20 protein-coding genes and 1 riboswitch are annotated in these 25,935 nt (G+C 47.6%); of the genes, 18 read left to right on the forward strand and 2 right to left on the reverse strand.

Features of this window, described 5'->3' with window-relative positions; genetic code table 11:
* Positions 1 to 82 precede the first annotated feature (82 nt).
* A complete protein-coding gene (locus ACWQXP_RS18245; RefSeq protein ID WP_454064284.1) occupies positions 83 to 3,508 on the reverse strand; it encodes an acyl-[ACP]--phospholipid O-acyltransferase in 3,426 nt (1,141 codons plus the stop codon).
* A 1,626-nt stretch (positions 3,509 to 5,134) separates the two neighbouring features.
* On the opposite strand from ACWQXP_RS18245, the gene ACWQXP_RS18250 reads away from it, so the two are divergent.
* Positions 5,135 to 5,818 carry a hypothetical protein gene (locus ACWQXP_RS18250; RefSeq protein WP_454064285.1) on the forward strand — a complete coding sequence of 228 codons (684 nt, stop codon included), beginning with the start codon at positions 5,135 to 5,137 and terminating at the stop codon, positions 5,816 to 5,818.
* Between the two features lie 55 nt (positions 5,819 to 5,873).
* Here the strand turns inward: ACWQXP_RS18250 and ACWQXP_RS18255 are convergent, their stop codons facing one another.
* Complete coding sequence (locus tag ACWQXP_RS18255) at positions 5,874 to 6,068, reverse strand: hypothetical protein (protein WP_454064286.1); 195 nt, start codon at positions 6,066 to 6,068, stop codon at positions 5,874 to 5,876.
* A 352-nt stretch (positions 6,069 to 6,420) separates the two neighbouring features.
* Between ACWQXP_RS18255 and ACWQXP_RS18260 the strand changes: the two genes are divergently transcribed.
* The 17 genes from ACWQXP_RS18260 (at position 6,421) to ACWQXP_RS18340 (ending at position 25,835) form a co-directional block, all read left to right on the forward strand.
* On the forward strand, positions 6,421 to 7,032 hold the full coding sequence (locus tag ACWQXP_RS18260; protein ID WP_454064287.1) for a response regulator: 612 nt from the start codon (positions 6,421 to 6,423) through the stop codon (positions 7,030 to 7,032).
* Positions 7,033 to 7,302: 270 nt separating this feature from the next.
* Positions 7,303 to 8,832 (forward strand): ATP-binding protein, encoded by a 1,530-nt coding sequence (locus ACWQXP_RS18265; protein ID WP_454064288.1) that lies wholly within the window; start codon positions 7,303 to 7,305, stop codon positions 8,830 to 8,832.
* Between the two features lie 104 nt (positions 8,833 to 8,936).
* Positions 8,937 to 9,031: riboswitch (cyclic di-GMP riboswitch) on the forward strand.
* A 414-nt stretch (positions 9,032 to 9,445) separates the two neighbouring features.
* Complete coding sequence (locus ACWQXP_RS18270; protein ID WP_454064289.1) at positions 9,446 to 9,931, forward strand: response regulator; 486 nt, start codon at positions 9,446 to 9,448, stop codon at positions 9,929 to 9,931.
* Between the two features lie 58 nt (positions 9,932 to 9,989).
* Entirely contained in the window at positions 9,990 to 11,849 is a 1,860-nt protein-coding gene (locus ACWQXP_RS18275; RefSeq protein WP_454064290.1) for an ATP-binding protein, read from the forward strand.
* A gap of 505 nt (positions 11,850 to 12,354) precedes the next feature.
* Positions 12,355 to 13,284, forward strand: a complete 930-nt coding sequence (locus ACWQXP_RS18280; protein ID WP_454064291.1) for a response regulator — start codon at positions 12,355 to 12,357, stop codon at positions 13,282 to 13,284.
* A 203-nt stretch (positions 13,285 to 13,487) separates the two neighbouring features.
* Positions 13,488 to 14,324, forward strand: coding sequence for an HDOD domain-containing protein (locus ACWQXP_RS18285; RefSeq protein WP_454064292.1), 837 nt, complete (start codon positions 13,488 to 13,490; stop codon positions 14,322 to 14,324).
* Positions 14,317 to 15,483: an HD domain-containing phosphohydrolase gene (locus ACWQXP_RS18290; RefSeq protein ID WP_454064293.1), complete on the forward strand. Its 1,167-nt coding sequence runs from the start codon at positions 14,317 to 14,319 to the stop codon at positions 15,481 to 15,483. The genes ACWQXP_RS18285 and ACWQXP_RS18290 overlap by 8 nt, the downstream gene beginning before the upstream one ends.
* A 157-nt stretch (positions 15,484 to 15,640) precedes the next feature.
* Positions 15,641 to 16,009, forward strand: a complete 369-nt coding sequence (locus ACWQXP_RS18295) for a hypothetical protein (RefSeq protein ID WP_454064294.1) — start codon at positions 15,641 to 15,643, stop codon at positions 16,007 to 16,009.
* 115 nt (positions 16,010 to 16,124) lie between these two features.
* Positions 16,125 to 17,069, forward strand: coding sequence for an isoprenyl transferase (locus tag ACWQXP_RS18300; RefSeq protein WP_454064295.1), 945 nt, complete (start codon positions 16,125 to 16,127; stop codon positions 17,067 to 17,069).
* 229 nt (positions 17,070 to 17,298) lie between these two features.
* A complete protein-coding gene (locus ACWQXP_RS18305) occupies positions 17,299 to 19,554 on the forward strand; it encodes a lytic transglycosylase domain-containing protein (protein ID WP_454064296.1) in 2,256 nt (751 codons plus the stop codon).
* Between the two features lie 54 nt (positions 19,555 to 19,608).
* Positions 19,609 to 19,854 (forward strand): cell division protein ZapB, encoded by a 246-nt coding sequence (zapB, locus tag ACWQXP_RS18310; RefSeq protein WP_454064297.1) that lies wholly within the window; start codon positions 19,609 to 19,611, stop codon positions 19,852 to 19,854.
* 1 nt (position 19,855) lies between these two features.
* Entirely contained in the window at positions 19,856 to 20,149 is a 294-nt protein-coding gene (locus tag ACWQXP_RS18315; RefSeq protein ID WP_454064298.1) for a cell division protein ZapA, read from the forward strand.
* A gap of 697 nt (positions 20,150 to 20,846) precedes the next feature.
* A complete protein-coding gene (rny, locus tag ACWQXP_RS18320) occupies positions 20,847 to 22,424 on the forward strand; it encodes a ribonuclease Y (RefSeq protein ID WP_454064299.1) in 1,578 nt (525 codons plus the stop codon).
* 20 nt (positions 22,425 to 22,444) lie between these two features.
* A complete protein-coding gene (locus ACWQXP_RS18325; protein ID WP_454064300.1) occupies positions 22,445 to 23,224 on the forward strand; it encodes a TIGR00282 family metallophosphoesterase in 780 nt (259 codons plus the stop codon).
* Positions 23,225 to 23,235: 11 nt separating this feature from the next.
* Entirely contained in the window at positions 23,236 to 24,579 is a 1,344-nt protein-coding gene (gene xseA, locus ACWQXP_RS18330; RefSeq protein ID WP_454064301.1) for an exodeoxyribonuclease VII large subunit, read from the forward strand.
* Positions 24,580 to 24,753: 174 nt separating this feature from the next.
* The gene (gene xseB / locus ACWQXP_RS18335; protein ID WP_454064302.1) at positions 24,754 to 25,011 is read left to right on the forward strand and encodes an exodeoxyribonuclease VII small subunit; all 258 of its coding nucleotides are present in this window, start codon (positions 24,754 to 24,756) and stop codon (positions 25,009 to 25,011) included.
* 65 nt (positions 25,012 to 25,076) lie between these two features.
* Positions 25,077 to 25,835 (forward strand): TlyA family RNA methyltransferase, encoded by a 759-nt coding sequence (locus ACWQXP_RS18340; protein ID WP_454064303.1) that lies wholly within the window; start codon positions 25,077 to 25,079, stop codon positions 25,833 to 25,835.
* Positions 25,836 to 25,935: the final 100 nt, after the last annotated feature.

The raw sequence follows: 25,935 nt of genomic DNA on the forward strand, positions 1-25,935 counted from the left end.
TCCAATCGTGACCAGGATTTATCCAGAAAATCAAAAACGGTGGGAAAATTCTGAGTGATGGGCTGATTTCAAGTTCTGCGGATTAGTTCGATGGACAAAGGTTGTCCTTCGCTATTTGCTTTAAAGCACGGAGGTCTAATTTGCCTGTGCCTAGTACGGGAAGTTGTTCTACTTTGATAAAGTGATCTTTTCGGGGAATGAAAAGATTCGGTAGTCCGCTTGCGGAGACCTTGTCAAGAATTTCTGCGATTGCTTCATCATCGAGCATGTGCAGAACGGCTAATTGTTCTCCTTTTTTTTCATTCGGTACAGACGTGACGGCCAAGACCTGCGTTTCGGCATTTGCAGCATGATGCAGCGCTTCTTCCACTTTTCCGTGCGGTACCATTTCTCCTCCAATTTTTGAAAATCGAGAGAGTCGATCAGTAATCGCAATAAATCCGTCTTCGTCGACCTTCGCAATGTCCCCAGTGATGTACCACCCGTCATGCATGGCTTTTGCGGTCAGGTCTTCGCGCCCTAAATACCCTTTCATGACATTGGGTCCTTTCACCAGAAGCATGCCAGGAGAATCTACTGGGACTGGTTCAAACGAGTCCGGATCGACGATACTGATTGAGACGCCGGGAAGTGGTTGTCCAACGGTGCCGAGACGAGATGCCGGTTGAAAAAACCCGGCCGCTCGAAAGTCTGGACAATTCACGGCAATGACTGGTGAGCATTCTGTGACGCCATATCCTTCAATGGGACGAATCCCGAATCGTTCTTCAAATGCACTGAGCAATCGATTGGAGAGCTTTTCTGCACCAGTGACGACCATTCGAAGAGCGCCGAACTGGTCAGGTGTGCATCGTCGCAAGTAGAGCTGGAGAAATGTGGGGGTAGTCAGAAGTACAGTGATGCGATGTTGATGAACGAGCTCTCCAATGGCGGCGGCATCGAGCGGCGAAGGGTGAAAGACCACACCAGCACCATGAATTGCTGGAAACCACAGCGTCGCAAGATATCCAAATGAATGAAAAAATGGCAGAATTCCAAGTATACGATCTCGTTTATCGATATGGAGCGATTGGGCCACGGCTTCCACGTTGGAGTCAATATTAAAATGGCTCAACATCACGCCTTTGGGATCTCCGGTGCTTCCGCTGCTGAAGATAATGGTGGCGAGATCATCCATCGTCGGACGGCAGACGGCGCCTGCACTTCGCTCGAGGAGCGTCATGGGAGCAAAGAGCGAAAGGGCCATGGAGATCAGTTTTTCGACTGACGTGATTGTTTTCCGAATATCTTCAAGCCATATGATCGTCAGAGTTTCAGGAAGGTCGAGCTTCGCTTTTTCGACGAACAGGCGGCTGGTGACAATTGTCTGGAGGCTGGCTTGCTTGGCTGCAGACTCCATTCCTCTTTGTCCTGCCGTGAAATTGAGATTGACGGTTGTACGACCTGAAAGCGTGGCGGCAACATTCGTAAGCGCTCCAGCCACACTGGCTGGAAGTAAGATTCCCACAGTGTGTTGTCCTTCCCAATGAGGACGAAGGGCACGTGCTAATGCCATAGCTCCAGTAAGGGCTTCAAGGCAGGAGACTTTGGGGCGTGTGACGTCTCCAAAGGCATATCGAAAGGGATGACGACGCATGGCCCAGACAAACGAATGATGTAATGGCCGGGTGCTGGGTTTACGTCTATACCAAGCGGCTTCTCCCATTTCCTGGACAATTTTTCGAACTGCAGGAGCTGATGTGTCAGAGGGGAGGGGGACTCCATATGAGACTGTGACTGGATACGGTAACCGCTCGGGAAGTTTCGTCAGAAATTTCCCGCCAATGAAACTAAAGATACTTCCCCACACGCGATCAAGGTGAACAGGGATAATCGGGACATTACGGCCCTTGGCGATTCGTTCAAAGCCCTGCCTGAATGGGAGCAACCCGCCTGTTCGTGTAATTTGACCTTCTGGAAAAATACAGACTAAATGGCCATCATCCAAATGACGTCCTGCTTCGCGAAGAGCGGTGAGAATTTCTCGTGGAGTGCCGGTCGATGAAATCGGAATCGCACCCATAATGTGAGCTAAACGGCGAAAGAGTGGATGCTCGTAGTAGTATCGGTCAATAATGAATCGCACCGGACGATCAAGGCTGGCCAAGACCAATAATCCATCAATAAAGGACACGTGGTTTGCTACGAGCAGGGCACCGCCTTCTGGAGGAACATGTTCACGATTCAAAATGGTCAGCCGGTAAAACGTATTGGTAAAGAGGCTTAAGACGACTCGAAGAAAGGCATCGGGCAACAGTGTCAGCCCCCATATGGTGGCACACAAGGTGAATCCTCCAGAGACAATCAGAATGGCACTGGTACTGAGGCCAATTCCTGAGAACAGTCCGGCACTCAACGACCCTATCAAAACTCCACTGAATACCGCTGAGTTTGACATCGCGATCACTGCCCCTCGTTGATCTTGAGGCGCGCGCCACTGAATGAGTGCATTGATCGGAACGACGACGAATCCGCTTGCGATGCCGAGGCAACACATCCAAAGGAGTGTCCCGAACAGCTGGGGGGTGGTGAACCCAAGAATCAGTAGGCACAAACTGATACCGACCGCGCCTAGCGGGATCAGTCCATATTCAACTTTGGCTCCGGACAATTTCCCGGCAAGGACTGCGCCAATGCCAATGCCAACGCCAAAGGCTGCCAAGGGGAGCCCGGTTTTTGAGTCCGATAGTCCTAACACAGACTTTCCGTAAATAATAATATCTTGTCCTACCAAGCTGGCAATGGTCCAAAACATAATGGCGCCGAGTATGCCAAATCGCAGAACCTGATCGGAATGTACGGCCTTCCATGCCGAAGCGACGGTGGCAGACACGCCTCCTTCTGAACGAGCGGGCGGTACGAGGGGAATGGCATAACACGCGACTAATCCCACAAGGGCAAGGGTTGTGAGGAATAATCCCGCCAGCCATGTCGTGACGCCAGTCATTTCAAGTAAAACTCCTCCGGCTGCCGTCCCCGTGATGATTGCGGCGAATGTCCATAATTCTATAGAGCCGTTCCCAGCCGTGAGACGTTCATGAGGAAGGATTTCCGGAAGGATTCCATATTTGGCTGGGCTATACAGGGCACTTTGTGCACCCATGCCTGCGAGAATGATGAGGGGCAAAATGCCTCCAGCTGGATTGTAAAAGAGCGCGGCGGTGCCAAGTGCCATGAATCCCACCTCGACCCATTTCATGGCGATGATCACGCTTCGTTTACTGAACCGGTCAGAAAAGACGCCGGCAACGACCGAGATGATCATCATGGGCAGGGTAAAGATCACAAAGGTTATCGTGGTTTGTGTCTGAGCTGCGGCTTCAAACTCGGCTCCAGCTCCACCTAACTCGGCTGCGACTTGTTTGATAGCCAAGAGGGCCACCATAAGTTTCCAGGCATTATCGTTAAACGCTCCGCAAAACTGTGTGATCAGCAAACCGCGAAGAGGATTTGAGGATGATGGGGTCATACGTCAGTTCGGAATGGGATGGATGAATCTATTCTAGGCATGGATGAGGTTGTAAGCGAATGATGACTCCTACACATGCATTCATGAGATTGTATCAGGCTTTTCCTTTAGGTGCGATCATGCGCAATTAGAATTAGATTTCTTCATTGTGCAAACAGACCCTATGACAGTCCTTACTGTCCCCTGGATAAGCTTTCTTTGCTAGGGATACAGTTCATTTTCTGCAAAATGTTGTGGATAGACGCTAGATGGATTGTAGATATCTGTGTGATAGGGAGTTGGCGAGTGTCAATCGTATCTGAATGAGAAGGACCTTAAGCCAATTTTTCTGTTTATAGCCGTTTCAAACAACTTCCGATGTTTGAGGCGTAGTCTTACGCTGCTAGGCGACCTATAATCAACACTCCAGAGGCGAACTGGTCGCACCATTGGCAACTGCTTCAATCCTAGAAGAGGTTTGCAGCAACCGTCGCCTAGGTTTCCTTTTCTCACTCAACTGGAAATTAATTGGATCCGCTATAGTAAGGGGAACGATGGGCAGCGGCCGATTGGTTGACAATGAGATGGGATATATATCTTCAAATGCCAAGTTGACGTTCAGGTGATGAACTCTGACCCTTCTTGAATCAACGTGTTTGGTTTGGAGGATGGTGGCGTTGGATGAGCGCTTGTACGGTGGCTTCTTCAACGGTGAGGAAAGGATCAAGCAATGCATGTGTTAGTGCATCTAGGGAATTCTGATGACCAAAACCCGATGCTGTGTCTTTCCTGACTAACGTGTGAAGGCGATTTGGTTGCTGCGATAGATATTTAGTTGTAGCGGATGTTGGTTGTGTAGGCATGTCTCATGAGATCAGCAAAAGTCGGACCAGTTTCACTATGTGAAATGTTCGATGTGTTTGATGAATAAAATTACTGATTTCATGAAATATTCTCGTAAACCTTCTTGGCTTGCCTTGTGCTCAGACCTGTCCTGAGGTCATAAAACTGGCAAGGTGAGTCAGTTGTTTAACACCCTGAGGGCAGAGGTCGTTATGGGGCAGATCAAGAGAAATTTTTCCATGGTCTCTAGACAGAAGGTTGACACGATGCAGGGTGGTGGCCATCGGGAGAGCGTCTATTAACAGCACAGCCTTCAAGCTGTTTGATGATTGTATTATTTGGTAGTTCTAGATTTTTGCTCCCATATTTCTCACATACCCTCGTATTCAGTTATGGTTTAGCATGAAAGACTTAAGAGTTTTTACCGTACGACTCAAGTGTAAAAAACCCTAACGAATTTTTGTTATCTTTTTCTCGCATGTTTTACCGCTTATTTGTTGCCTAGTTTCGTTCGGGATGAACTCTTGTAGGTTTCGAAGATTGAGGGTGTCAGTCATCTTTCTGTTTTACACCACTCAATAAAAAACGTGATTCCTTCGGTAGGGTAAAATGTCTATCGATGGTGTTGATCGTACGGCGTTATCGAAAAATCTTGCTGATTCTCTATAAGGAAGAAAGTTGGCTTTAATCTTGCTCGACCAATGAATCAATTATAGTTTTTTCATAACTAATGAGGGGTTCCCTCAACGTACGTAGTTATTCGTGACCGATTAAAGCGGTGGGTGTGCGAGAGGAATTATGATCATGGACCTATCATTTACCCTTACGCCATATGACTTAAATCTTCTTCTCGCAGTTGGGATTGGACTGATTGTTCTTTCTATTCTGTATTTACGTTATCTGGTTATGTTGGAAAAAACGCACAGAGCTTTTTGTGCCATCCAGCCTGATGTTCACATTACAAGGCGTGCCACGATCTACTCGAATGGGGAAGATATCTTAACCGTGTATCTTCAAAATCTTGGAGATTCACAAGCCTCCGATATTCGTGTCACGGTTCATGGAGGGGAAGGGGTTTCCCCGCTACCGGTGATACCGATGATGGAGGCAGAGAGCAGGGAATATGAGGTTTGGATTAAAACGAGGTCAGATTCTCCGTTGCTTCAAGAAAAACGGGACAATATTCGCTTAACGATTTGTTACGGTGATCAATGGGGGAATCGCTACACGCTAGCCTACCCGGTAGTTCAGCGAGATGCCCTGCATCGTTGTGTGGCTCTTCAGCTTGTTGATGGTGCGAAGCCTCGCGTAGAGAAGCCGACGGTGTCATTTTGGCGAATGCGTCGGTGTCTCTATCGTCATTCCCGAAACGTGTCCAAGGCAAAGGTTCGTCTACCCAATGACTCGATTACCCCCAAACATCGCGGGATACGACATCAAGTGCCAATCCATTCTTTTTGGGAAGGCGGAAGAGGGCAAGGTGCTTAAGTAAGCCTATGAACGCCATTCCATATCCATATACGGTGATGATGACGTCTATCTTTTAGGAGTCAGGTTTTGCCGCATTATGGTCTTTCTTGATAGATGATGGAAGGTGATGTTTTCTCAATTCCCATCTGACACGCAACCGCTCAACCTTATCAATCACTTCTTCTTCCCTCTCAAGAGAGTTCTGGGGATGTCGCTGCCAATTGGTTTTTTCAAGATCTTTCAGTAAGTGCTCATAGCCTCGTTTCATGCGTTCGTCCATACCAGGGGTTGACCAGCACTAAATAAAAAGAAAAACCTCATCTTTCTGATCATTCGTCATAAAGGGAATTTTCTTGCCATGTGGCTGTTATTCCTATTCTTCCCATGGCAGTGAAACAGGTGCGGATGATTCCCCCGCTCAAGTTACTTGCATTTTCTTTATCCTAAACATAAGGACTTTCAACGTCGGAGAATACACAGAAATATCTCTTAGGTCTTAAGATTTGGCATTTCAAATCCGACGATACTAATGAATCTAGCCGACTCGTGGCAGGATTGCGGAATACGTGTTGACCAATGTTCATTTTTGATATTCCTGATGTTCAAATGGAGGCCAACTCATGACGGAGAGTATTCAGACGAATCGGCGAATTCTTGTGATTGATGACAACGTGGCCATTCACGAAGATTTTCGCAAGATCTTGTGTCAAGGATTCGATGCGACCTTACTTCACGAGGCACGGGGAGGCTTGTTTGATGATGTTCCTGCACAACAGACGATCGAACCGTTTGAGCTTGATTTTGCTGATCAGGGGCAGGAGGGGTACCGGATGGTTCAACAGGCTGCCCAGCAGGGGAAGCCGTATGCCGTGGCTTTTGTCGACATGCGAATGCCTCCTGGGTGGGATGGCGTGGAAACGATCGAACATCTCTGGGAAGTCGATGCCCATCTCCATGTGGTGATTTGTACCGCATTTTCAGATCACGATTGGGATCAAGTCATGGAACGATTACCGCAGAATGACAGACTTTTGGTGTTACGAAAGCCATTCGACAATATTGAAGTCTGGCAATTAGCGAATTCCCTGACCAAGCGATGGCATCAAGCTCAACATGACAAGGGGCAGTTTGATCTGATGGCGCAACTGGCGGATGAACGTGCCGAGGAATTTCAACGAGAAGCTGAACAAATTCAATTGGCGATGGTCGTGCCTCCTGCGAAACATGATTAACTACGAGTGATCGACCGCTTCCTTGTTCTCATGTTTTTGTCTTCCTTTCAAGTTATGAATATAGGCATTTGTTCATTATGGATGTGGCCGGTTGGCTTCGGAAAGTGCAGCCAAGGGTTTTTGAATAAAGTGGCGTAAGGGGCTGGTTTTTTTGTCTGGGATTTCCAGAAGGTGGCAGGCGATGCACTGGGTCAACAACATTTAGCCATCGTGAACTCATTGGGTCGAGAGTGTCCCTAGGTTACCCATACACAACGGAGGCGATGTCGTATGTCTGAAGCGCCTGTCCTCAATCGACGCATCCTGGTGATTGATGATAATCCTGCCATTATTGACGACTACCGAAAAGTATTAGGCTCTTCGACTTCAGAGTTCCCCATTTATGCTGCACGAGACACATTATTTGAGGAGAGTGTGAGGTCACCCTATCAAGAGACATTTGTTGTTGACAGTGCTGACCGGGGCTCTTCGGGTTTTGATCTGGTCAAGATGGCCGTGGAGCAAGAAAATCCTTATGCTGTGGTCTTTGTGGACATGCGAATGCCTTCAGGATGGGATGGGGTCGAAACCATTGAGCGAATTTGGGAAATAGATCCAGCCATTCAGGCGGTGATTTGTACCGCCTTCTCAGATCATCCATGGGACGAGGTGATTCCTCGCTTAGGACATCGCGATCAACTCCTTATTCTCCGAAAACCGTTCGATCCCATTGAAGTTCGACAATTAGCGAATTCGCTCACCTACAAATGGTATTGGGCGGGATATGCCAGGCTCCGTCTAGGCGAGTTAGAGCATCTCGTGGATCAGCGAATGTCTGAACTCCGTGCGGTCAATGCTCAATTAGAACATGATGTACTTCGCCGACAGTCGATCGAAACGCAACTCGCGCAGTCCATTCGAGACTTGGAACAACGGAATAAAGACCTGAGTGAAGCTCGAGATCATGCGCTAATCGAGGTGCATGAACGCGAACGAGCGGAGCTCGCACTTCGGAATAAAGCTGAAGAATTGGTACGATCCAATCATGAGCTTGACCAGTTTGCCTCTGTGGCCGCCCATGACCTTCAAGAACCTCTTCATACTATCCAAGTTTTTAGCGATTTATTGCGAGTGAAATGTGGAGGTGCGTTAAACGGATCTGGCCTCGAGTTCTTGGGGCGAATTCTCAAGGCTTCTGGTCGAATGCAACGGCTCATTCAAGACTTGCTGGTCTATTCTCGATTGGAACACCATGATCGAAGTGTTGAGTCAGTGGCGCTTGGCGAAGTCGTTGAGGACATTCTTCATGATTTTGCCGTGCGTATTGAAGAAACACATGCGAAGGTCGAAGTGGAGGACCTTCCGGTGATTGAATCCGACAAGACTCAAATGCGTCAGTTATTGCAAAATTTAATCGGGAACGCATTGAAATTTCACAAGCCACATGAAGCACCTGTCGTTCGCGTGTCTGCTCGCATGATGAAAGAGCGTCGTCAACAAGATGGACTGCGGGCACGTATGTTGTGCCAACTTCAAATCGAAGATGAAGGGATTGGTATGGATAGCCAATATACGGATCGTATTTTTGGGATGTTCAAACGTCTACATGGTCGAGATGAATTCGAAGGAACGGGGATTGGCCTAGCCGTCTGTAAGAAAATTGTTGATCGCTGTGGCGGTACCATTACCGTGCAGAGTCAGCTTGGAGAGGGGTCGACTTTTCTTCTCACGCTTCCAATGGGAAATTCTACCGAAACCGCGTGTGGGTCAGAAGCTGGAGTCAGTTCCACAGCTTTAAATCGTCCTGTGAGTGCCGAGTGAATACGAGTACCGTTTCAGTATCAAGGCCAGACTGTAACTGATTAAAATTACTAATAAAATCATTTCTCAAGTAATCCTGTTGGACACCGATAAAAGAGACAACAGGGTGCAAAGGGCAAACTACCTGAGAAGGTAGGACGCAAAGCTAAGGGACCTGAATTGGGAGGATGGTTCTTCCGGGGTTCGCCTGGCCGCCACACTGGTCAATGAAGCGTCATGGTCTGTTTGCGCCCATCTTGTCGATGGGCGTTTGTGTTTATGGAGCACGCTTCTCCCTCCAGTTTCCTATCCTTGCTCAGCGTAGAGGGACCCTACCATCCTGCTTTTGATCTTCGCACACGCGGTCTTGTTTTTGAGTAGATGTCGCATGACTTGCCAAAATGGGTCGCGCAAACCATAGGCAAATCCAATTACTTCCTGATTGATGATCTTTCCATGCCCGAACCGTCTGTTAATTATGACATTTCTGCGTTGAGATGCTGCATGATAAAAAACTCAATAATTTAACTAGATAGATCCTCGTGATTGGAGATGCCTAGCACCAGAAATACTGTGGGCGAGAAGCGCACGATTTCCCAGACGATGAGTTTTCTTTAGATAAAAGGAGGGCGTGATGATGAGTACCTGTATGCAAGCCGTTCCCTTCATTGTGTTAATGGCGGATGATAGTACTGATGACTGTTTGGTCGCGCAGGCGGCTTGGGATGAGTGTCGACTCGGACAAGATTTGCGGTTTGTGCATGATGGTGAAGAGTTAATGAATTATCTGACTCGTCGCGGGGTGTATGGTGATCCCGTGAAATCACCTCGCCCTGGTCTGATTATTTTGGATTTGAATATGCCCAAAAAAGATGGATGTTCGGCCTTAGTCGAGATTAAATCTGATCAAGAGTTGCAGGATATTCCCGTTTTGGTTTTGACAACCTCACGTGTCGCCAAGCATATCGATAGTGCCTATAACTTGGGCGCCCATTCGTTTATCACCAAGCCCAATAGTTTAGACGGGTATTTAGAGTTTATGAAAGGTATAACCAAATATCGAGCAAGCTTACAGGCGATGCATAGTCTACAGCGAGTCAAGCCTCTCCATCTGAATTAAGTACAGAAGAAACGTCAGCTAACGTCGAAGATGTTGAATCAGAGAAGGGTGCCTGGTCGTGGATGTTCTACAAGATACGAAATGCCGAATATTGGTTGTTCATGACCAGCTGAAAATTCATGCGGATTTTCGACAAATTTTTGACGAACTATTGGTAGGAACGTCTACATCTCGTCCATCGTTCGACGTTGAATATGTGAAAACGGGTGAGGCCGGTTTAGCATTCATTCGACAAGCCTTAGAAGCTAAATATCCCTATGCTCTGGTGTTTTTCGATGAAAATGTGGGGACGGGATGGTCAGGGGAAAAAACCATCGAAGAATATTGGCGTGTTGATCGCTTTCTCCATTGCGTTCTTTGCAAGGCCAATGTGAACAGTCAATGTGTTTTAGGGCTCGAGGGTAGTACGCATCGAGAGCAACTCTTGATTCTACGAAAGCCATTTCACGCGATCGACGTCCAACAAATTTTTACTGTCATGATACACAAATGGTCTCTTTCTCAACGTATCAGGTATCAGGTGGGAGGTGTCTCAACTGTGGCTGTTGCGCAACACTTACAGCTACAAGGAACCCATGCACAATTGAGTCAAGATATGGAGCCTCGTGGGAGTGTTGAGGCGCATAATTTTCGAACAGCCCAAGATTTGGACGGAACGAATTTTGAGCTGGCGAGGGCAAAAGATGAGTTGTCTGCTGCCAAAACGCATATGGAAAATATCATCGGATCGATGGCTGATACGTTACTGGTTATCAATGCTGATATGACTATTGAGGCGGTGAATCGTTCGTTGTTGACGTTATTAGGGTACGCAGAAGACGAATTACTTCGGGAATGTCCGAGTAAGATTTTTGGTGAAGAGTTGACTCAAGGCTCCATTATGGAAAGGCTGTATTTTCAGGGCGTGGTAAGTAACGTTGAAACCACGTACCATGCCAAAAATGGCCAAGTTATTCCCATGGCACTTTCCGGCTCACTGATGAAAGATGAAAGCGGGGTCATCCAGGGATTAGTGTGTGTTGCGCAAGATATAACCGAGCGCAAGCGCCTCGAAGCCGAGCGGCGTCAGTTTCAGGATCAACTTGTTGAAACATCTCGTCGTCTTGGTATGGCTGATGTGGCAACTAGCGTGCTTCATAATGTGGGGAATGTGCTGAACAGTATCAATGTCTCTGTTGGGATTATGGGGACGACGTTGCGGCAGTCGCTCGTGGGTGATGTCCGAAAAATCTCCCAAATGCTCAACGCTCACATGGATGACCTCAATGTCTATTTGTCTCGGGATGAGAAAGGCCGACAGATCCCTGGGTATCTCGCGCAGCTAGCTGACCACCTGCTTGATGAGCAGCGAGTGACACTTAAAGAGTTAGAGTCATTAATCGAAAGCTCAGAACATGCCAAGCAATGTGTGGCGATGCAGCAAGGAATGGTCAAAGCGGGTGGGCTGCATGAGCCCGTCGTGTTGGTTGATCTCATGGAGCAAGCCATGACAATCAATAAGGTGCTGCTAGAGAAACTGGAAGGGAAAATTGTTCGAGAATTCGTCGATACCCCAGAAGTGATTGTTGATAAGCATCAAACCTTGCAAATCTTGGTCAACTTAATTCGTAATAGCACGCAAGCGATGGAGACGGTTGATTCAAAAATACTCACGGTTCGAATTGGGCCTGCGACGAATAAACGAAATATGGTCCAGCTCGAAGTGACCGATACGGGTGTCGGCATTCATTCTGACCAGCTCACACATATTTTTTCTCAAGGTTTTACTACCAAGAAAGATGGACATGGGTTCGGACTGCACAGTGGAGCTCTCTTGGCCAAGAATATGGGTGGTTCGCTTCATGTGAAGAGTGATGGAGAAGGATACGGGGCAACATTTATCTTAACCTTGCCGGTTGCGATACCGCCTGACCTATGACGATAGTTTTCCCCTGTTCATAAGAGAAATGATCCGGGTCCTATCTCTTGTGTTCACACTAATTGTCTGGCAGATTCTTAGGCGACGTTTTTCCGTGTTTGACGCATATTCCAGATTATGAGTTCCAAGACCGTAGGTCTGACAAGCTATCCGGTGCTGGGCTCCGGGATCGGCTAGCTCGGCTGGATCGAAAAGGCTCCGATCTTATCATTGCGATCAAAGGCCACGTAGTGCGTATTGGTACTTCGATCAATCGTCACACCCTCATACCTATACTCCATTCGTTTTCGGCTTTTTTCATTGTTGCATTAATGATGTCCATGGTGAGCGTTCTGAGGCCGCAGGCAACTCGGTCCTAAGGCGATTCTGCATTTAAGAGTGCGTGGTATCTAACCGAGAAAAAAGGATACGGGACTGACGTATCTTTCCAAATTCTTTAGATACCTCCCGATAACGATCCCAAAGGCGAAGAAAGATTGCTTCTATGACAGAACATGAGTCTGACGTGAACAGGCGAATTCTGATTATTGATGAAAATCAAGCAATTCATGAGGACTTCAGGAAGATTCTCGGGAGTGGATCCCGAAACGATGATTTGACCGATGCCGAGATAATACTCTTTGGCGACGTCCAGGATGCCCAGACCTCAGGGAGATATGAAGTGGATTGTGCGGACCAAGGTCAAGTCGGATTTGCACTTGTCCAAAAGGCGATTCGGGATAAGCGTCCATTTGCGATGGTCTTTGTTGATATGCGAATGCCGCCAGGATGGGATGGCATTGAGACAATTGAATATTTATGGAAAGCGGATCCGGACTTACAAATGGTGATTTGCACGGCTTATTCAGACCATCAATGGGATCAGGTCATGCAACGGTTAGGGCATAGTGAGAAATTGCTGATCTTACGTAAGCCTTTTGACATGGTCGAAGTCCGGCAACTCGCGGATTCACTGACCTCAAAATGGAATCTTGCTTATCGAGCCAAACAGCAACTGGTGTCCATAGGTCAGACTGAGAATGCGCTCCGAAAAGTGCTTGCTGAAACTGAAAACCTCATCGCAGCGATTTCTTCAGTCTTGATCGGTCTAGACAAACACAATTGTGTCATTCGGTGGAACGCCGTGGCAGAACAGACATTTGGAATTTCCTCTTCAACGATCTTAGGACATTCGATTCAATCAATGGGCATTCAGTGGGATTCGGATACTCTGATGATGGCCGTACAAGATTGTCGTGATCAACAACAGCCCATTCAGATATTCGAGCTACGGTATCTTGACCACTCATGTACTGAACATTTTTTAAATATGACTCTGAGCCCCATTCACGGTGAGACAGATACACGTCAAGGTATTTTACTGCTTGGCCAAGATGGTACGCCACCTAAGAGTGTCGAGGCCTTGCCCATGATTACTCAAAAATTGAGTCAATGAGCTTACTTGCAGTTGATCTGGCCTATGTAATGAAAAGATCACGTCGCATATTATGTACGAATCATACGTCCCTGTCAGAGACGTATTCTCATGCATCTCTACGGGTTCTCCCGCAGGAGATACCCTGGACGCCAAATACAAAAAGTTTTGATCTGCTTGGTTCGACATTTGTGTGGGAATGTTTGAATCAGGAGAAATTGTCAGTGGGCGGACAGCAAGGTCATGTTCGCGATGCCACATTGTTGAATCTCAAGACATGTCTTCGACACGAAGAGGTCGCGTTGGGCATGCCTGGGTTATGCCGCGAGAAGGGTCTTCGTCGAGGATCAGAACGCGACATAAAGGGCAAGTTGATTCAACTGCTCAAGGCCACATGGTTGGTATTTGATTATCAGCCAAAGACGATTGATCAAGGAATTGTGTGGTTGGGAGCCGAGACGATGAAGCAACTGCTGGCTGTGGCTCGGGCGTTTGCTCTATTAGAGAATGAACGAAATGAGTTTCTGAATGTCGAGCGATTATGGCGGCATAGTCTACGCACGGGTTGTTTGGCCGGAACTCTGGCCAAAGAGGAGTGTGTGGATTCACAGGTGATCATGCAGTCTTGTATCGCTGGATTTTCGCATGACATTGGATTACTGATCCTCGTTGTTTCTTTTGGTTCGAACCGTTATCTCGATGTGATGTCACGGGCACGGCGGGAGAGTCTTTCTCTTGCAACGGCTGAACTGCTTGAGTTGGGGATTTCACATGAAATAGTTGGTGCTGAATATCTTCGACGACAAACATTTCCTCAGGCTATTGTTGATGCTGTTGCGTATCATGACAATCCTTTAGGGTTAGGAATGTCAGAATTTACACCAACGATTGCGGTGTATGCTGCCAATACGCTTGATGGTGGGGGGTGGCCGCAGGACAGCGACGGTGTACCATCCAATCGCGCGATGGAGTACTTGACGAGTCATGGATACCGTGATCCTTGGCCAAAATGGCAACGGTCTGCGGCCAAGATTCAGGGGCAGGAGTTGGGATATGCCTGAAAAAATCTTATTTGTAGACGATAGTCGAAATGTCTTGGATGCCTATAAGCGACAGTTTCGTAAAGGGTATGAAATCGATACGGCCTTAGGACCAGAATGGGGCATTGAGAAGTTAAGCAGCGATGGCCCATTTGCCGTGGTGGTGTCTGATTTTCGAATGCCAAATGTCGATGGGATAGAGTTTTTAAAGATGGTCAAAGCCCAGATGCCTGAAACTTCTCGAATTCTCATTACGGGATATGCTGATGTCGAGACGGCCATGAAAGCCGTCAATGATGGTGCGGTCTTTCGGTTTCTTTCAAAGCCGTGTCCGCATGAATTATTACTTGAGACCATTCAGGCCGGTCTTGAACATCACCGGCTCTTGCGAACGGAGCGAGATATTCTGGAGCGGACACTCAATGGGTGTTTGAAGAGTCTTATTGAAGTGTTTTCATTGTCGAACCCGGAGGCGTTTGGTCGGACATCGCGTATTCAGCGATATATGAAGGGGATGACGAGGCCGATGGGGGTAGAATGTACCTGGCTCCTTGAGACGGCGACGCTGCTTTCTCAAATTGGAACGGTCACGATGCCGCAAGAGGTGCTTCAAAAAAAATATCGCGGTGAACCGTTAACCGCCCAAGAAGACGAACTCTTTGCCAAGCATCCGCAAATTGGTGGAGATTTGCTTGCTGCCATTCCGCGTATGGAGGAAGTGGCCAAAATCGTTCGTTTTCAAGAAAAACGATTTGATGGTAGTGGTCCGCCGTTCGAACTCTCAAATCAGGGAAGGGAAATACCTGTTGAAGCGCGTATGCTCAAGGTGGTCTTGGATTTTGACACGTTAGAGACTGGCGGAACGGATCAGGGAACGGCACTGCAAGAATTGTGTAAGCGTGAAGGGTGGTATGACCCCATCTTGTTGGACGCACTGAAGCAGTCGTTTGCGAAAGAGAGAAAATACACCATCATGGAGTTGTCATTAGATGGGTTGAGGGCAGGTATGATTCTTGCCGAAGGTGTTCGGGATGAGGTGGGAAAAGTTATCATCAGTAAAGGTCAGCAATTGACGGATGGGTTGTTGATGCACCTAATGTATTTGGCGCATCAGAGACCGATTCAAGAGCCCATAAAGGTCATTGTGCCGCTTGCGGAAGATGAGCTCGCAACATCATAACGGTCAATTTGCGCTTCGGCGGCGCGGGAATAGCTGGTACACGGTGAATGCGGTTGATGTGATGTTAGGGAATGTGAGGTCTGGAGGTTGAAACACGAAACGGAGAAATGTCATCAATGAATATGTACGGTCGTGCGGAAGAAACGATCAGATGGCCATGACATCCTGTCTCCAATGCGATGGGGAAATGTCCAATTACGCGTTATCTTGTCCACATTGCGGAAAGATGAACCCATCTGCTCCTGAAGCAATTCTTTACCAAGAAAAGGAAAGAAGTTCTTTGGTTGTGTGTCAACAGGTGCTTGAACCCCTGGTCGTTAAGCCTTCCCCTACTGTTGAACTCGAAGAGGTATGCGTTTCAGAAGATGTTAGACAACGTCAGCAACCTGTGAAGAATCAATGGCTGACAGAGTTGTGCGAAGAATGGAATACATTGACATCTGGGAAAAAAACTGCGCTTCAAATGCTGTTTGGTTTTGCGTTGCTTGTCGGAGTTGTCTTGTTTGTCTATGGACTGATTTCTTGAATGTCAGCGGGTTTTCAATGTATCCAAAGAAAAATTTACCCACGGGCGGTGTGACGATTAATAACCCACGATCAACATGTTCATCAGTCAGACATGAATGTGAACAGGAACGTCTATGTATCAAGCCAATCTTGAAAAGGTGCATAAATCAGCCGAAATGTTAACGGCTCAATTACGCGTTGATGCGCTCCCCCGGCATGTCGCGATTATTATGGATGGGAATGGGAGGTGGGCGTTGGAGCGTGGGTATTCACGTATTGCCGGGCATCGCGCCGGCGTAGAATCGGCACGTGAGACTGTGCTCCTCTGTCGAGACCTTGGGATTCCTGCTCTCACATTGTATGCATTTTCTTTAGAAAATTGGAAGCGACCTCGTGAAGAAGTGGCGCTGCTGATGGAACTCTTTACGGAGTTTTTTCAACAGCATTGTCGGCAATTTCTTCAGGAGGGTGTCCGTCTTCGAGTGATTGGTCGTAGAGAGTTATTGCCGAAGCCCGTGCAAATCATGATTCGTGAACTCGAGCGGGCGACCCAGGCTGCTGATCAATTCACGCTGACACTCGCGCTCAGTTACGGTGGGCGAGATGAAATTCTTTCGGCCGTCAATAAGATTGTGGGAGATACTGAGAAGGGTCTGGTTGACCGCCACAGTCTCAACGAGGCTCAGTTCGCTCAATACCTTTCCACTGCTGATTTGCCTGACCCAGATTTAGTGATCCGAACGAGTGGGGAGTCGCGCGTGAGTAATTTTTTGTTGTGGCAGATTGCGTACTCCGAACTATACTTCACCAAAACGCTTTGGCCCGATTTTAGTCGTCGAGAATTACTTATGGCCTTAGTGGACTATCAAGCTCGTGATCGCCGTTTGGGGGGGGTACGTGTGAACAATGAATGTCGTGAACAAATTTCTGATGTGTCCAAGCATACCGAGTTCTTCTATAGAGAAAAAGATAAAGAGGTCTGTCGAGTGACATCGTCGTTAGAAAATCACTGGAATCAATCTGTGAGTTGGGCTTCTGGGTCTATGGAACCTTTTCTGGTGTCTTCCTGGTTGGATTGACTGTAAGACAATTCCTGGTGTGATGATCTACAGTGGAAATTATTCACTCGTCTGGTTGCTTCCTGCTTGTCCTTTTACCCGTACAGTCTTGGGCTGTCATGGATATCCTGTTCAGATTTTTTTGAGACGATTTCTTCTTGAAGCTAGACGAATCTTCGGTATACTTGAGAGAATCTAGTCGATCAATGATATAGAATCTTGACCTCTGAATGGTCTTGCAAGGATACGCATGATAATTCGTTCTACCCGAAGACAAACTCTCTCTGCAGCTCATCTCGTCTTGATGAGTGTCTTTGTGGGTGTGTCGGCATTTTCTGCCGAATCATTGCTGTCTCCTGAACCGTACCCTGTGCAGTGTGAGAGCGCAGAGGCCTGTTTTCACCAAGCCATGAACCCTGAAGCACGCACGCCGGCTTCGGTAGTTCCAGAGTCATATTCGGTCGCCAGTTTGAAAAAAGTTCAAACCCAGTTTCCTGGAACAGTCTGGGCTCATCGGGCTGGCGTTCATCTTGGGCTCATGTTGAAAGACACGTCTCCAGCAGATGCGATTGCCTACTTTCGTCAAGCCAATGAGGCCTTTCCACTTTTACAAGATTATCTACAATTTTGGTTGGCAGAAACGCTATTAACTGCGAAGCGACCTCACGAAGCCGCAAAAGTGTTGGAGAGCGTGGATACGTGGGGCTCTCAATCAAGGCTGAGACATGACGCATTGGTGTTAGCGGGCCAAGCCTGGCGTGAATCTGGAAATTGTGAACTCGCGATTCGTTGGTATTCTCGAGCTATCAGAAGCGCTCCTCAATCTTCCCAAGCCGCAACGGCATTGCTCGAGATCGGAAAATGTCACCTTGAGCTTGGCAAGTTGGACAATGCACAGCAGGCACTTCGAGAGGTTTGGTGGAAAGTGCCCCATAAATCTGAAGGTAAGGAAGCCCAGAGTCTGCTTGATCAATTACCTCAATCGAATCAACGAGCCCCAACTCTCGAGGAACAGCACAAGCGTACGCTGGCTTTCTATCGAGCCGCTCAATTCGAAAAAGCGATTGTCGGGCTTCGACAGTATCTCCAGCAGGTGCCGAAAGGGAAGAAATATGATGAGGCAGAATATAAGCTAGGCATGGCATTGGCTCGATTAAAGCAATATGACAAGGCCGAAAAAGTATTCGACCGAGTGTCTCGCTCCCAATCGGGTCGAAGTCAGGATGGAGTCGTGTGGTTGGCGCGGTCTTATCTTCGGCAGAGTAAAGGTCCTCAAGTGCTTGCTCTTCATAAGCAGGCCCACCTTAAACGGCTATCGAGAGATCGACAAGCGCTTCTTCATATTTTTGCAGGGGTATGGCTGCACGATCAAGCTCAAACAGAGGCCGCCTTGGATGCATTTCAGCAAGCGGTTCAATCTGCACGTTCGCTCAATAGGCGACAGGACGCTTTATGGCGAATGACGTGGATATATTATGAACAAGAACAATACGATAAGGTTCTGACAACATTAAAGATCTTAGGGCAGAGCTCTAAAGATCGGGATGTTCGGACGCGCGCCCAGTATTGGCAAGGTCGGATACATGATCAATTGCAGCAGTCGGTTAAGGCTCAAGAAGTCTATCGGAATTTGTTTGAAGAACAGCCGCTGACGTATTATGGTCAATTAGCGAAAGCACGCTTGTTTCAGCCTGCTTCTACGAGAACAGTGGGTTTGGTGAACCACGAAACTCTTCCGTTATCATCCGCAGTATCAAATGACCTTATGAATGACCTGCATTACCAAAAAGCGCGTGAGTTGCTGAAGTTGGGTCTGTTGCAAGAGGCTGGAAAAGAGGTCAAGGCTGTCACAAAGCGTGCGACGTCGAAAACCGCGAATCTTGTTGAAATCATTTCCTTGGCTCAACAGACTGGGGCTTATGATTTTGGGATACGCTTAGCGATTCGGCACTTTGGGCAGAAACTGAAGCAAGACCTCATTCCTCGAACGTCCTACGCATGGAATGGAGCGTATCCAGTTGGATATATACCAACGATTCAACAACACGCACCCTCTGGCTTAGATCCCTATCTGGTCGCGGGACTTATTCGTGAAGAAAGTTTATATGATGCACGAGCCATGTCTCGGGTTGGGGCTCGTGGTCTGATGCAACTGATGCCGGCAACAGCCAAGAGAGTCGCTCATCAGTTAGGATTGTCCTCTCCACAGCAAGATGACCTATTTGATGCCAAAACCAATATTCAGTTAGGTACAACCTACGTGGGACAGCTCTTGGAGCAATTTAATGGAAACCTTGTCCATACGGTTGCGGCGTACAATGCTGGTCCGCATGTGGTGCGGAGGTGGATTGCACAGGATCCTCAAGCCGATCCCGATGAGTTTGTCGAGAGGATTTCCTACCGTGAGACACGGGGGTATGTTAAGCGAGTGCTCGGAAGTTATCGTGTCTATCGAGAGCTTTTGGGGCATTCTTGCCAGGCAGCTTCGCTTGACAGGATGTGTTGAAATTTTTATATTCCGATTTGTGGATTCATCCAAGTATGTTGATAAGGGGGGATCATGAGTCTGGATAACATAGAAGCTCTGGAAGTACGGGTACGAAAGTTAGTTGATCTTGTCGTTGAGCTTCGCCATGACAAGGCCTCTTTAGAAGAAGAACTTCAGGTTGCACGGGAACGAATGGTGAAGCATGATGAACTGACGCAGGGATGGGAGGATGAGCGAACCAATATACGTTCACGGATTGAAAAAGTCCTTGGTGAATTAGAGTTTCTTGATAATACAAGTAACCACCAGGAGGGATGATGTGAGAAAACCCATTGAAGTCGAAATCTACGGTCAGCGTTTTTCACTCCAGGGAGAAGCTGATGAAGTCTATATTCAACAGCTTGCGAGCTATGTCGATGAACAGATGAGAACATTAACACAAAACATGAAGACAGGAACGCCCACGAAATTGGCTATCCTGGCTGCTATCAATATTGCGGATCAGTTATTTCAACATCAACGCGATCAACGGGCAGGCGAAGTTGAGGTCGAGCGGTTGACGCAGAGTATGCTTGAACATATTGATCACCAACTTGAACTCAACCCCGCTTGAGCTGACCTCGTCCGTATTACTGCAGTCTATCCCCTTTTTCCTATCGCTTAGGTACTTTGCTGAGCATTTCTGCGAGTTGCAGGCCAATAAATTTTCACGACCATTGGTATTTCAAGGGTAACCCAGCTTAACTTGAAAATCTTTGTCTATCTCTGGTACTGTAAAGCTGTGTTAGATTATTAAAATTAAAGAAATGTACGTTCCCTTTTTTTTGTTCAAGAAGGGAAAATTGGAGGAGGCTGTCATGAAAGTGCAGCCGTGTTGGTAATGGCTAAGTTTTTGGGGTCTTTCACCCTATTGATGATCGTTTTCGGAAGACAGTGTGCGAACTACTACGTATCCAACCTGAAGAATATCGTAACTCAGTTGAGAAATGAGTCGTCGACGAAGTATTTAAGATTAAAAGCTATTCCTCGTCATCAACTCGTTTTTCCTCTGCAGAATCTTTCCCATTCACCCATTCCTGTCAATAAATCAAGTCATCCTGATGACTTTCTGCGAGATAGGCCTTTTTCTCGGATACGTTTTCGCAGCACACATTCTCCGAAACCTTCTCTTTCACGGCCAGTCTTTCCAGCACAGCCTTATTTTTAGCAGTTCCTCTACAACAATTCTCTCGTGTTGAGCCGGTCACTACTATACGTAGTGTTCGTTCACACGACTCCACCACTCTAGAGTGTGGATAGTATGGAAGGGGGTGGCTGCCATTTTTACTACGATCACAATTTCAGTTCTTGTTGGCGTCCTGGCATTGGCCCTGGGTTTTATTTTGAACGGGGTCATGCAACGAAACAAGGATGAATCAAAACGTTCTGAAGTCGAAGAGCAGACACGGCAGCTCGCACAGAATGCCGAACAAGATGCGGAGCGTCTCATTAAAGATGCCAAACTTGAAGCCAAGGACCTGCTGTTTCAGGCCAAGTCTGATATTCAACGGCGGGAAAAAGAAATACGTTCAGAATTTCAGGTAACTGAGAAAAAACTGCTTCAACGTGAAGAGGGCCTTGATCGCAAGTATGGAAACCTAGAAAAAAGAGAGGAGGAATCTCGGCGACGAGAAAAAATGCTCATACAGAAAGAAGAGGGCATTGCGAGCAAAGAAGCGGCCTGTGACCAAGCAGTCCAAGAGCATCGTCAGGCGCTTGAACGAGTGGCCGGTATGACGGTGGAAGAAGCCAAACGTCAACTTTTGAGTGAAATTGAAAGCGAAGCCAGATTGGACGCGGCGCTCATTAGTAAGCGAATACTGGATGAATCTCGCGAGAATGCGGACAAAGAAGCGCTTGAAATGGTCACGCGATCCATTCAGCGTATTACCCGGGACTATGTCAATGAAGCGACTATTTCCGTCGTTCCACTTGCCAGTGATGGGATGAAAGGGAGAATTATTGGTCGTGAGGGGAGAAATATCAGGGCATTGGAAGCGGCGACTGGAGTTGATTTGATTATTGATGAAACCCCGGAAGCCGTTATTGTGTCTGGGTTTGATCCCCTACGTCGTGAAATTGCCAAAATTGCTCTTGAGCGATTAATGCAGGATGGGCGAATTCACCCAACCCGTATTGAAGAAGTCGTTGAAAAGGTGAAAGGTGATTTGGACAAAATCATGCGAGAAGAGGCAGAAAAGGTCATCTTTGAAGTGGGGCTATCCGACTTCCATCCGGAAATCGTGAAACTCTTGGGGCGTTTAAAATATCGAACCAGTTATGGACAGAATAATCTCTATCATGCACGTGAGGCAGCCTATATTTGCGGGATTATGGCTTCCGAGCTTGGGCTTGATGTGAAATTAGCCAAACGCGGAGCACTCCTTCATGACATTGGTAAAGTGGTCAGTCATGAAGAAGAAGGGACGCATGCCATGCTGGGTGCTGAAATGGCCAAAAAATTTGGCGAATCTGAGAAAATTATCAATGCCATTGCTGCACACCATGAACAGGTCGAACCCATTTGCCCTGAATCAGTGCTGGTTGCTGCTGCCGAAGCGTTGTCCGCGGCTCGACCTGGCGCTCGCCGTGAAACGCTCGAAGCCTATGTCAAACGGCTTGAAAAGCTAGAGTCGCTAGCCACCGGATTTAATGGCGTTGATAAGGCCTATGCCATTCAAGCTGGTCGGGAGATTCGTGTTGTTGTACGTCAGGGAGAGTTGAATGATACCGAAGCCTTCACACTTTCTCGTGAGTTGGCCAAAAAAATTGAGCAGGAAATGACATATCCTGGGCAAATTAAAATCACGGTCATTCGGGAAAATCGATTTATTGAGTTTGCGAAGTAACGGATAGTGGTCGTCTCTCTATGAACATTCTCTTTGTTGGCGATATAGTGGGAGAGCCTGGTCGGCGCGTGATGATGAAGCGTCTGCATAAAGTCATTGCGCAACACCAAGTCGATTTGGTTATCGGCAATGGGGAAAATGCCGCAGGAGGTTTTGGGATTACGCCAGACATCGCCAGCGACTTATTTGACTTAGGTCTTGCGGTTATTACGCTCGGGAACCATGCATGGGATAAAAAGGAAGCGATTGATTTCATACAGAAAGATTCACGTGTCCTTCGACCAGCGAACTACCCTGATGGGGTTCCCGGTCGGGGGGCAATGGTTATTGAAACGGCTTCGGGTGAATCGCTCGGCATTCTCCAACTCATGGGGAGAGTATTTATGCCGATTCTTGATTGCCCGTTTCGCGTCGCCGAACGTGAAGTGGCGAGCTTGAGAGAGCAGACGCAGGCTATTATTGTGGATATGCATGCTGAAACAACATCCGAGAAAATGGCGATGGGCCATTTTCTGGATGGAAAGGTTTCAGCTGTGGTCGGAACGCATACTCATGTTCAAACAGCCGATGAACAGATTCTCCCGAAAGGCACCGCCTATTTGACGGACATTGGAATGACGGGTCCGCAAAATTCCGTCATTGGGATGAAGGCGGATATCGTGATTCAAAAATTTCTCTTGCAAACGCCAAGGCGTTTTGAGGTAGCCCAAGGTCCTGCCGTCTTAAGAGCCGCACTGATTGAAATAGATGCTATGACCGGTAAAGCGATCGGTGTTCAACGATTGCAAGTTCATGAATAAGGGGCGAGTTGTTGCAGAACGTCCTATCCCGCATTCTGACCGTTTCGGAACTGACCAGCCAGATCCGAAACACCCTGGAAGACCAATTCCCTGTGGTTTGGGTCGAGGGGCAGATTTCCAACCTTCGTCGACCGTCATCCGGTCATCAGTATTTCACGCTTAAAGATCAGTCGAGTCAAATTCGAGTCGTGCTTTTTCGCGGAGTGGCGCAACATCTTTCTTTTGCTCTTGAAGAGGGGTTGGAAGTCATCATCCGAGGAGGAGTCACCGCTTATGAACTCCGTGGCGACTATCAACTCATTCTCCAATCAGTTGAACCAAAAGGGATTGGATCTCTTCAGCTTGCCTTTGAACAATTAAAAGCCAAATTGCAAGAAGAAGGTCTATTCGATCGCCATCGAAAACAAGCCATTCCGTCTTTTCCTTCAAAAATTGGAATTATCACGTCCCGTCATGGGGCAGCGCTATATGATATTTTGAATATTGTCCACCGACGGTGTCCGATGATGTCCATCATCATACATCCTGTCTTAGTTCAAGGAGTGGGCGCGGCTCAGCAAATAGCTCATGCTATACATACCATGAACACGCAGGTTGAAGTGGATGTGGTTATTGTTGGGAGGGGCGGAGGGTCGCTTGAGGATTTGTGGTCGTTCAATGAAGAGGTGGTTGTTCGAGCGATTGCCGAATCGAAAACTCCGGTGATTTCGGCGGTAGGTCATGAAACCGATGTGACCCTAGCCGATATGGCTGCAGACCTTCGTGCGCCGACCCCATCAGCAGCCGCAGAGATGGTGGCTCCGTCTGCTGAAGACCTTCTTCTCCAAGTCATGCAACTGAGCAATCGACTGACACGATGCATACAAAATCGGTTGTCGCAGGATCGACATAAGGTGAAATCTGCCAGATCCGACCTTCCCGATCCAGTACTTTGGTTGTATCGATACGGGCAACGAGTAGATGACATGGAAGCCCGCCTTGGCTACATGGTGAGAAACTTTCACGCACGGCTTCGTGAGGAGTTAACCTATCTTGCATCACAAATTTCAGCGAATACCCCACAACATCGGACTCAAGCGGGGCAACGTCTTATTCCTCAACTGTGGATCAGGGCGATACAAGGCATGCAGAGCATAGTGAAAGAAAAGAGACACCAGAGTTTCGTCAAAATAGCCATGCTCCAGACGTTGAGCCCGTTAACAGTGCTGTCTCGAGGGTATAGCATTGTCGAGGATGTGAGTCGGAAAAAAATTGTCAAAAGTATTCGTGATGTGACGGTAGGAGACTATGTCAGAGCCAAATTCGTTGATGGGACGGTAAAATGTCTTGTGGAAGAAATCAAGGAGGAGTGTTGAGACGTACATTCTTAACCGGCACGCTGGTCGTGAGCCATCCCCTCAACTATCAGAACGTGTGACATTTGTTAGAACGAAACCTATGTGAGAACACATAAATGAAATTGAGAAGGCGGATAAGAGCATTGAGCACTGGAAACGATTCAGTCCTGACGCGAGGAAGGTGAGGAAGACATGGCAGCGCAGAAATTTGAACAGGCATTGGCAAGATTAGAAACCATTGTGACGGAATTAGAGCGTGGTGAATTACCATTAGATGAGTCTTTGAAAATTTTTGAGGAAGGTATCAAATTATCTAAAACCTGCATGAAAGTCCTTGATGATGCTGAACGAAAAGTGGAAATTCTTGTGCAAGATAAGGACGGAAAAAAACGAATTCAAGCCTTCTCGGAGGGGGATATGTCGTCTGAATCCTCCGGTGAGCCGTCGTAATTCGTTCGCACAGATTCTATGCATCCCATCGATTCACTATCTCCATTTTGCTCAGTGAACAATTCATGAATTCTCCAAGCCAGATTGTCAGAAAGCAGCGGTTGGACCATGTGTTGGTTGCTCGTGGCTTTGCCGACAGCCGTGAGCAGGCGCATCGCTATATCTTGGCTGGACTCGTGAAAGTTGAGGGGGTCTTGATAGATAAGCGAGCAAAGCTTGTCGATGAAACCGTCGAGATTGTTCTTGACCTCCCGGCCACGACCTATGTGAGTCGGGCTGGCGACAAGCTTGTGGCCGCGATTAATGCCTTTGGCGTTCAGTGTTCTGACGTGGTTGCGATGGATGTCGGTTCCTCGACCGGTGGGTTTACGGATTGTCTGCTGCAGCATGGGGCTAAGCGGGTCTATGCGATTGACGTGGGGTATGGACAGTTAGATTGGAAGCTTCGCAATGACCCTCGGGTCGTCATTCATGAACGATGTAATATTCGATACCTGCCAGTAGAAGAAATTCCGGATCGAATTGAACTGGCAGTGATTGACGTGTCATTTATTTCGTTGCGGATCGTGTTGCCGAGTGTTGTCAAGTTTCTTGATAAGGCTGCCTCCGTTGTGATGCTGCTGAAACCTCAGTTTGAAGTGGGAAGGGGACAGGTTGATCGCGGGGGCATTGTTCGTGATGAGAACAAACGACTATTGGTGAGAGATGAGCTACTGATATTCTCGAAATCATTGGGATTCTTAGAAATAGGGACTATGGATTCTCCTGTCTTAGGCCGAAAAGGCAATAGGGAAATTCTCATTGCCTTAAAAGCGAAGACGTGATTGAGTGAAGAGGAAAGTGCTGTTGAATTTTCGTGAATGACCAGAGTCCAGTGATAGCTGTTCCGCGCCACGTCTACGAATCGGTTCTGTCGCATTGCGT

The sequence above is a fragment of the Candidatus Nitrospira salsa genome (genome assembly GCF_965152625.1).

Bases quoted from the DNA above. Each gene is read 5' to 3' on its own strand.
- ACWQXP_RS18300 (WP_454064295.1), top strand. From the start codon at position 16,125: ATGTATCAAGCCAATCTTGAAAAGGTGCATAAATCAGCCGAAATGTTA.
- ACWQXP_RS18245 (WP_454064284.1), bottom strand. From the start codon at position 3,508: ATGACCCCATCATCCTCAAATCCTCTTCGCGGTTTGCTGATCACACAG.
- ACWQXP_RS18305 (WP_454064296.1), top strand. From the start codon at position 17,299: ATGATAATTCGTTCTACCCGAAGACAAACTCTCTCTGCAGCTCATCTC.
- ACWQXP_RS18325 (WP_454064300.1), top strand. From the start codon at position 22,445: ATGAACATTCTCTTTGTTGGCGATATAGTGGGAGAGCCTGGTCGGCGC.
- ACWQXP_RS18340 (WP_454064303.1), top strand. From the start codon at position 25,077: ATGAATTCTCCAAGCCAGATTGTCAGAAAGCAGCGGTTGGACCATGTG.
- ACWQXP_RS18295 (WP_454064294.1), top strand. From the start codon at position 15,641: ATGACATCCTGTCTCCAATGCGATGGGGAAATGTCCAATTACGCGTTA.
- ACWQXP_RS18260 (WP_454064287.1), top strand. From the start codon at position 6,421: ATGACGGAGAGTATTCAGACGAATCGGCGAATTCTTGTGATTGATGAC.
- ACWQXP_RS18255 (WP_454064286.1), bottom strand. From the start codon at position 6,068: ATGAAACGAGGCTATGAGCACTTACTGAAAGATCTTGAAAAAACCAAT.
- ACWQXP_RS18270 (WP_454064289.1), top strand. From the start codon at position 9,446: ATGATGAGTACCTGTATGCAAGCCGTTCCCTTCATTGTGTTAATGGCG.
- zapB (WP_454064297.1), top strand. From the start codon at position 19,609: ATGAGTCTGGATAACATAGAAGCTCTGGAAGTACGGGTACGAAAGTTA.
- ACWQXP_RS18250 (WP_454064285.1), top strand. From the start codon at position 5,135: ATGGACCTATCATTTACCCTTACGCCATATGACTTAAATCTTCTTCTC.
- xseB (WP_454064302.1), top strand. From the start codon at position 24,754: ATGGCAGCGCAGAAATTTGAACAGGCATTGGCAAGATTAGAAACCATT.
- ACWQXP_RS18290 (WP_454064293.1), top strand. From the start codon at position 14,317: ATGCCTGAAAAAATCTTATTTGTAGACGATAGTCGAAATGTCTTGGAT.
- ACWQXP_RS18265 (WP_454064288.1), top strand. From the start codon at position 7,303: ATGTCTGAAGCGCCTGTCCTCAATCGACGCATCCTGGTGATTGATGAT.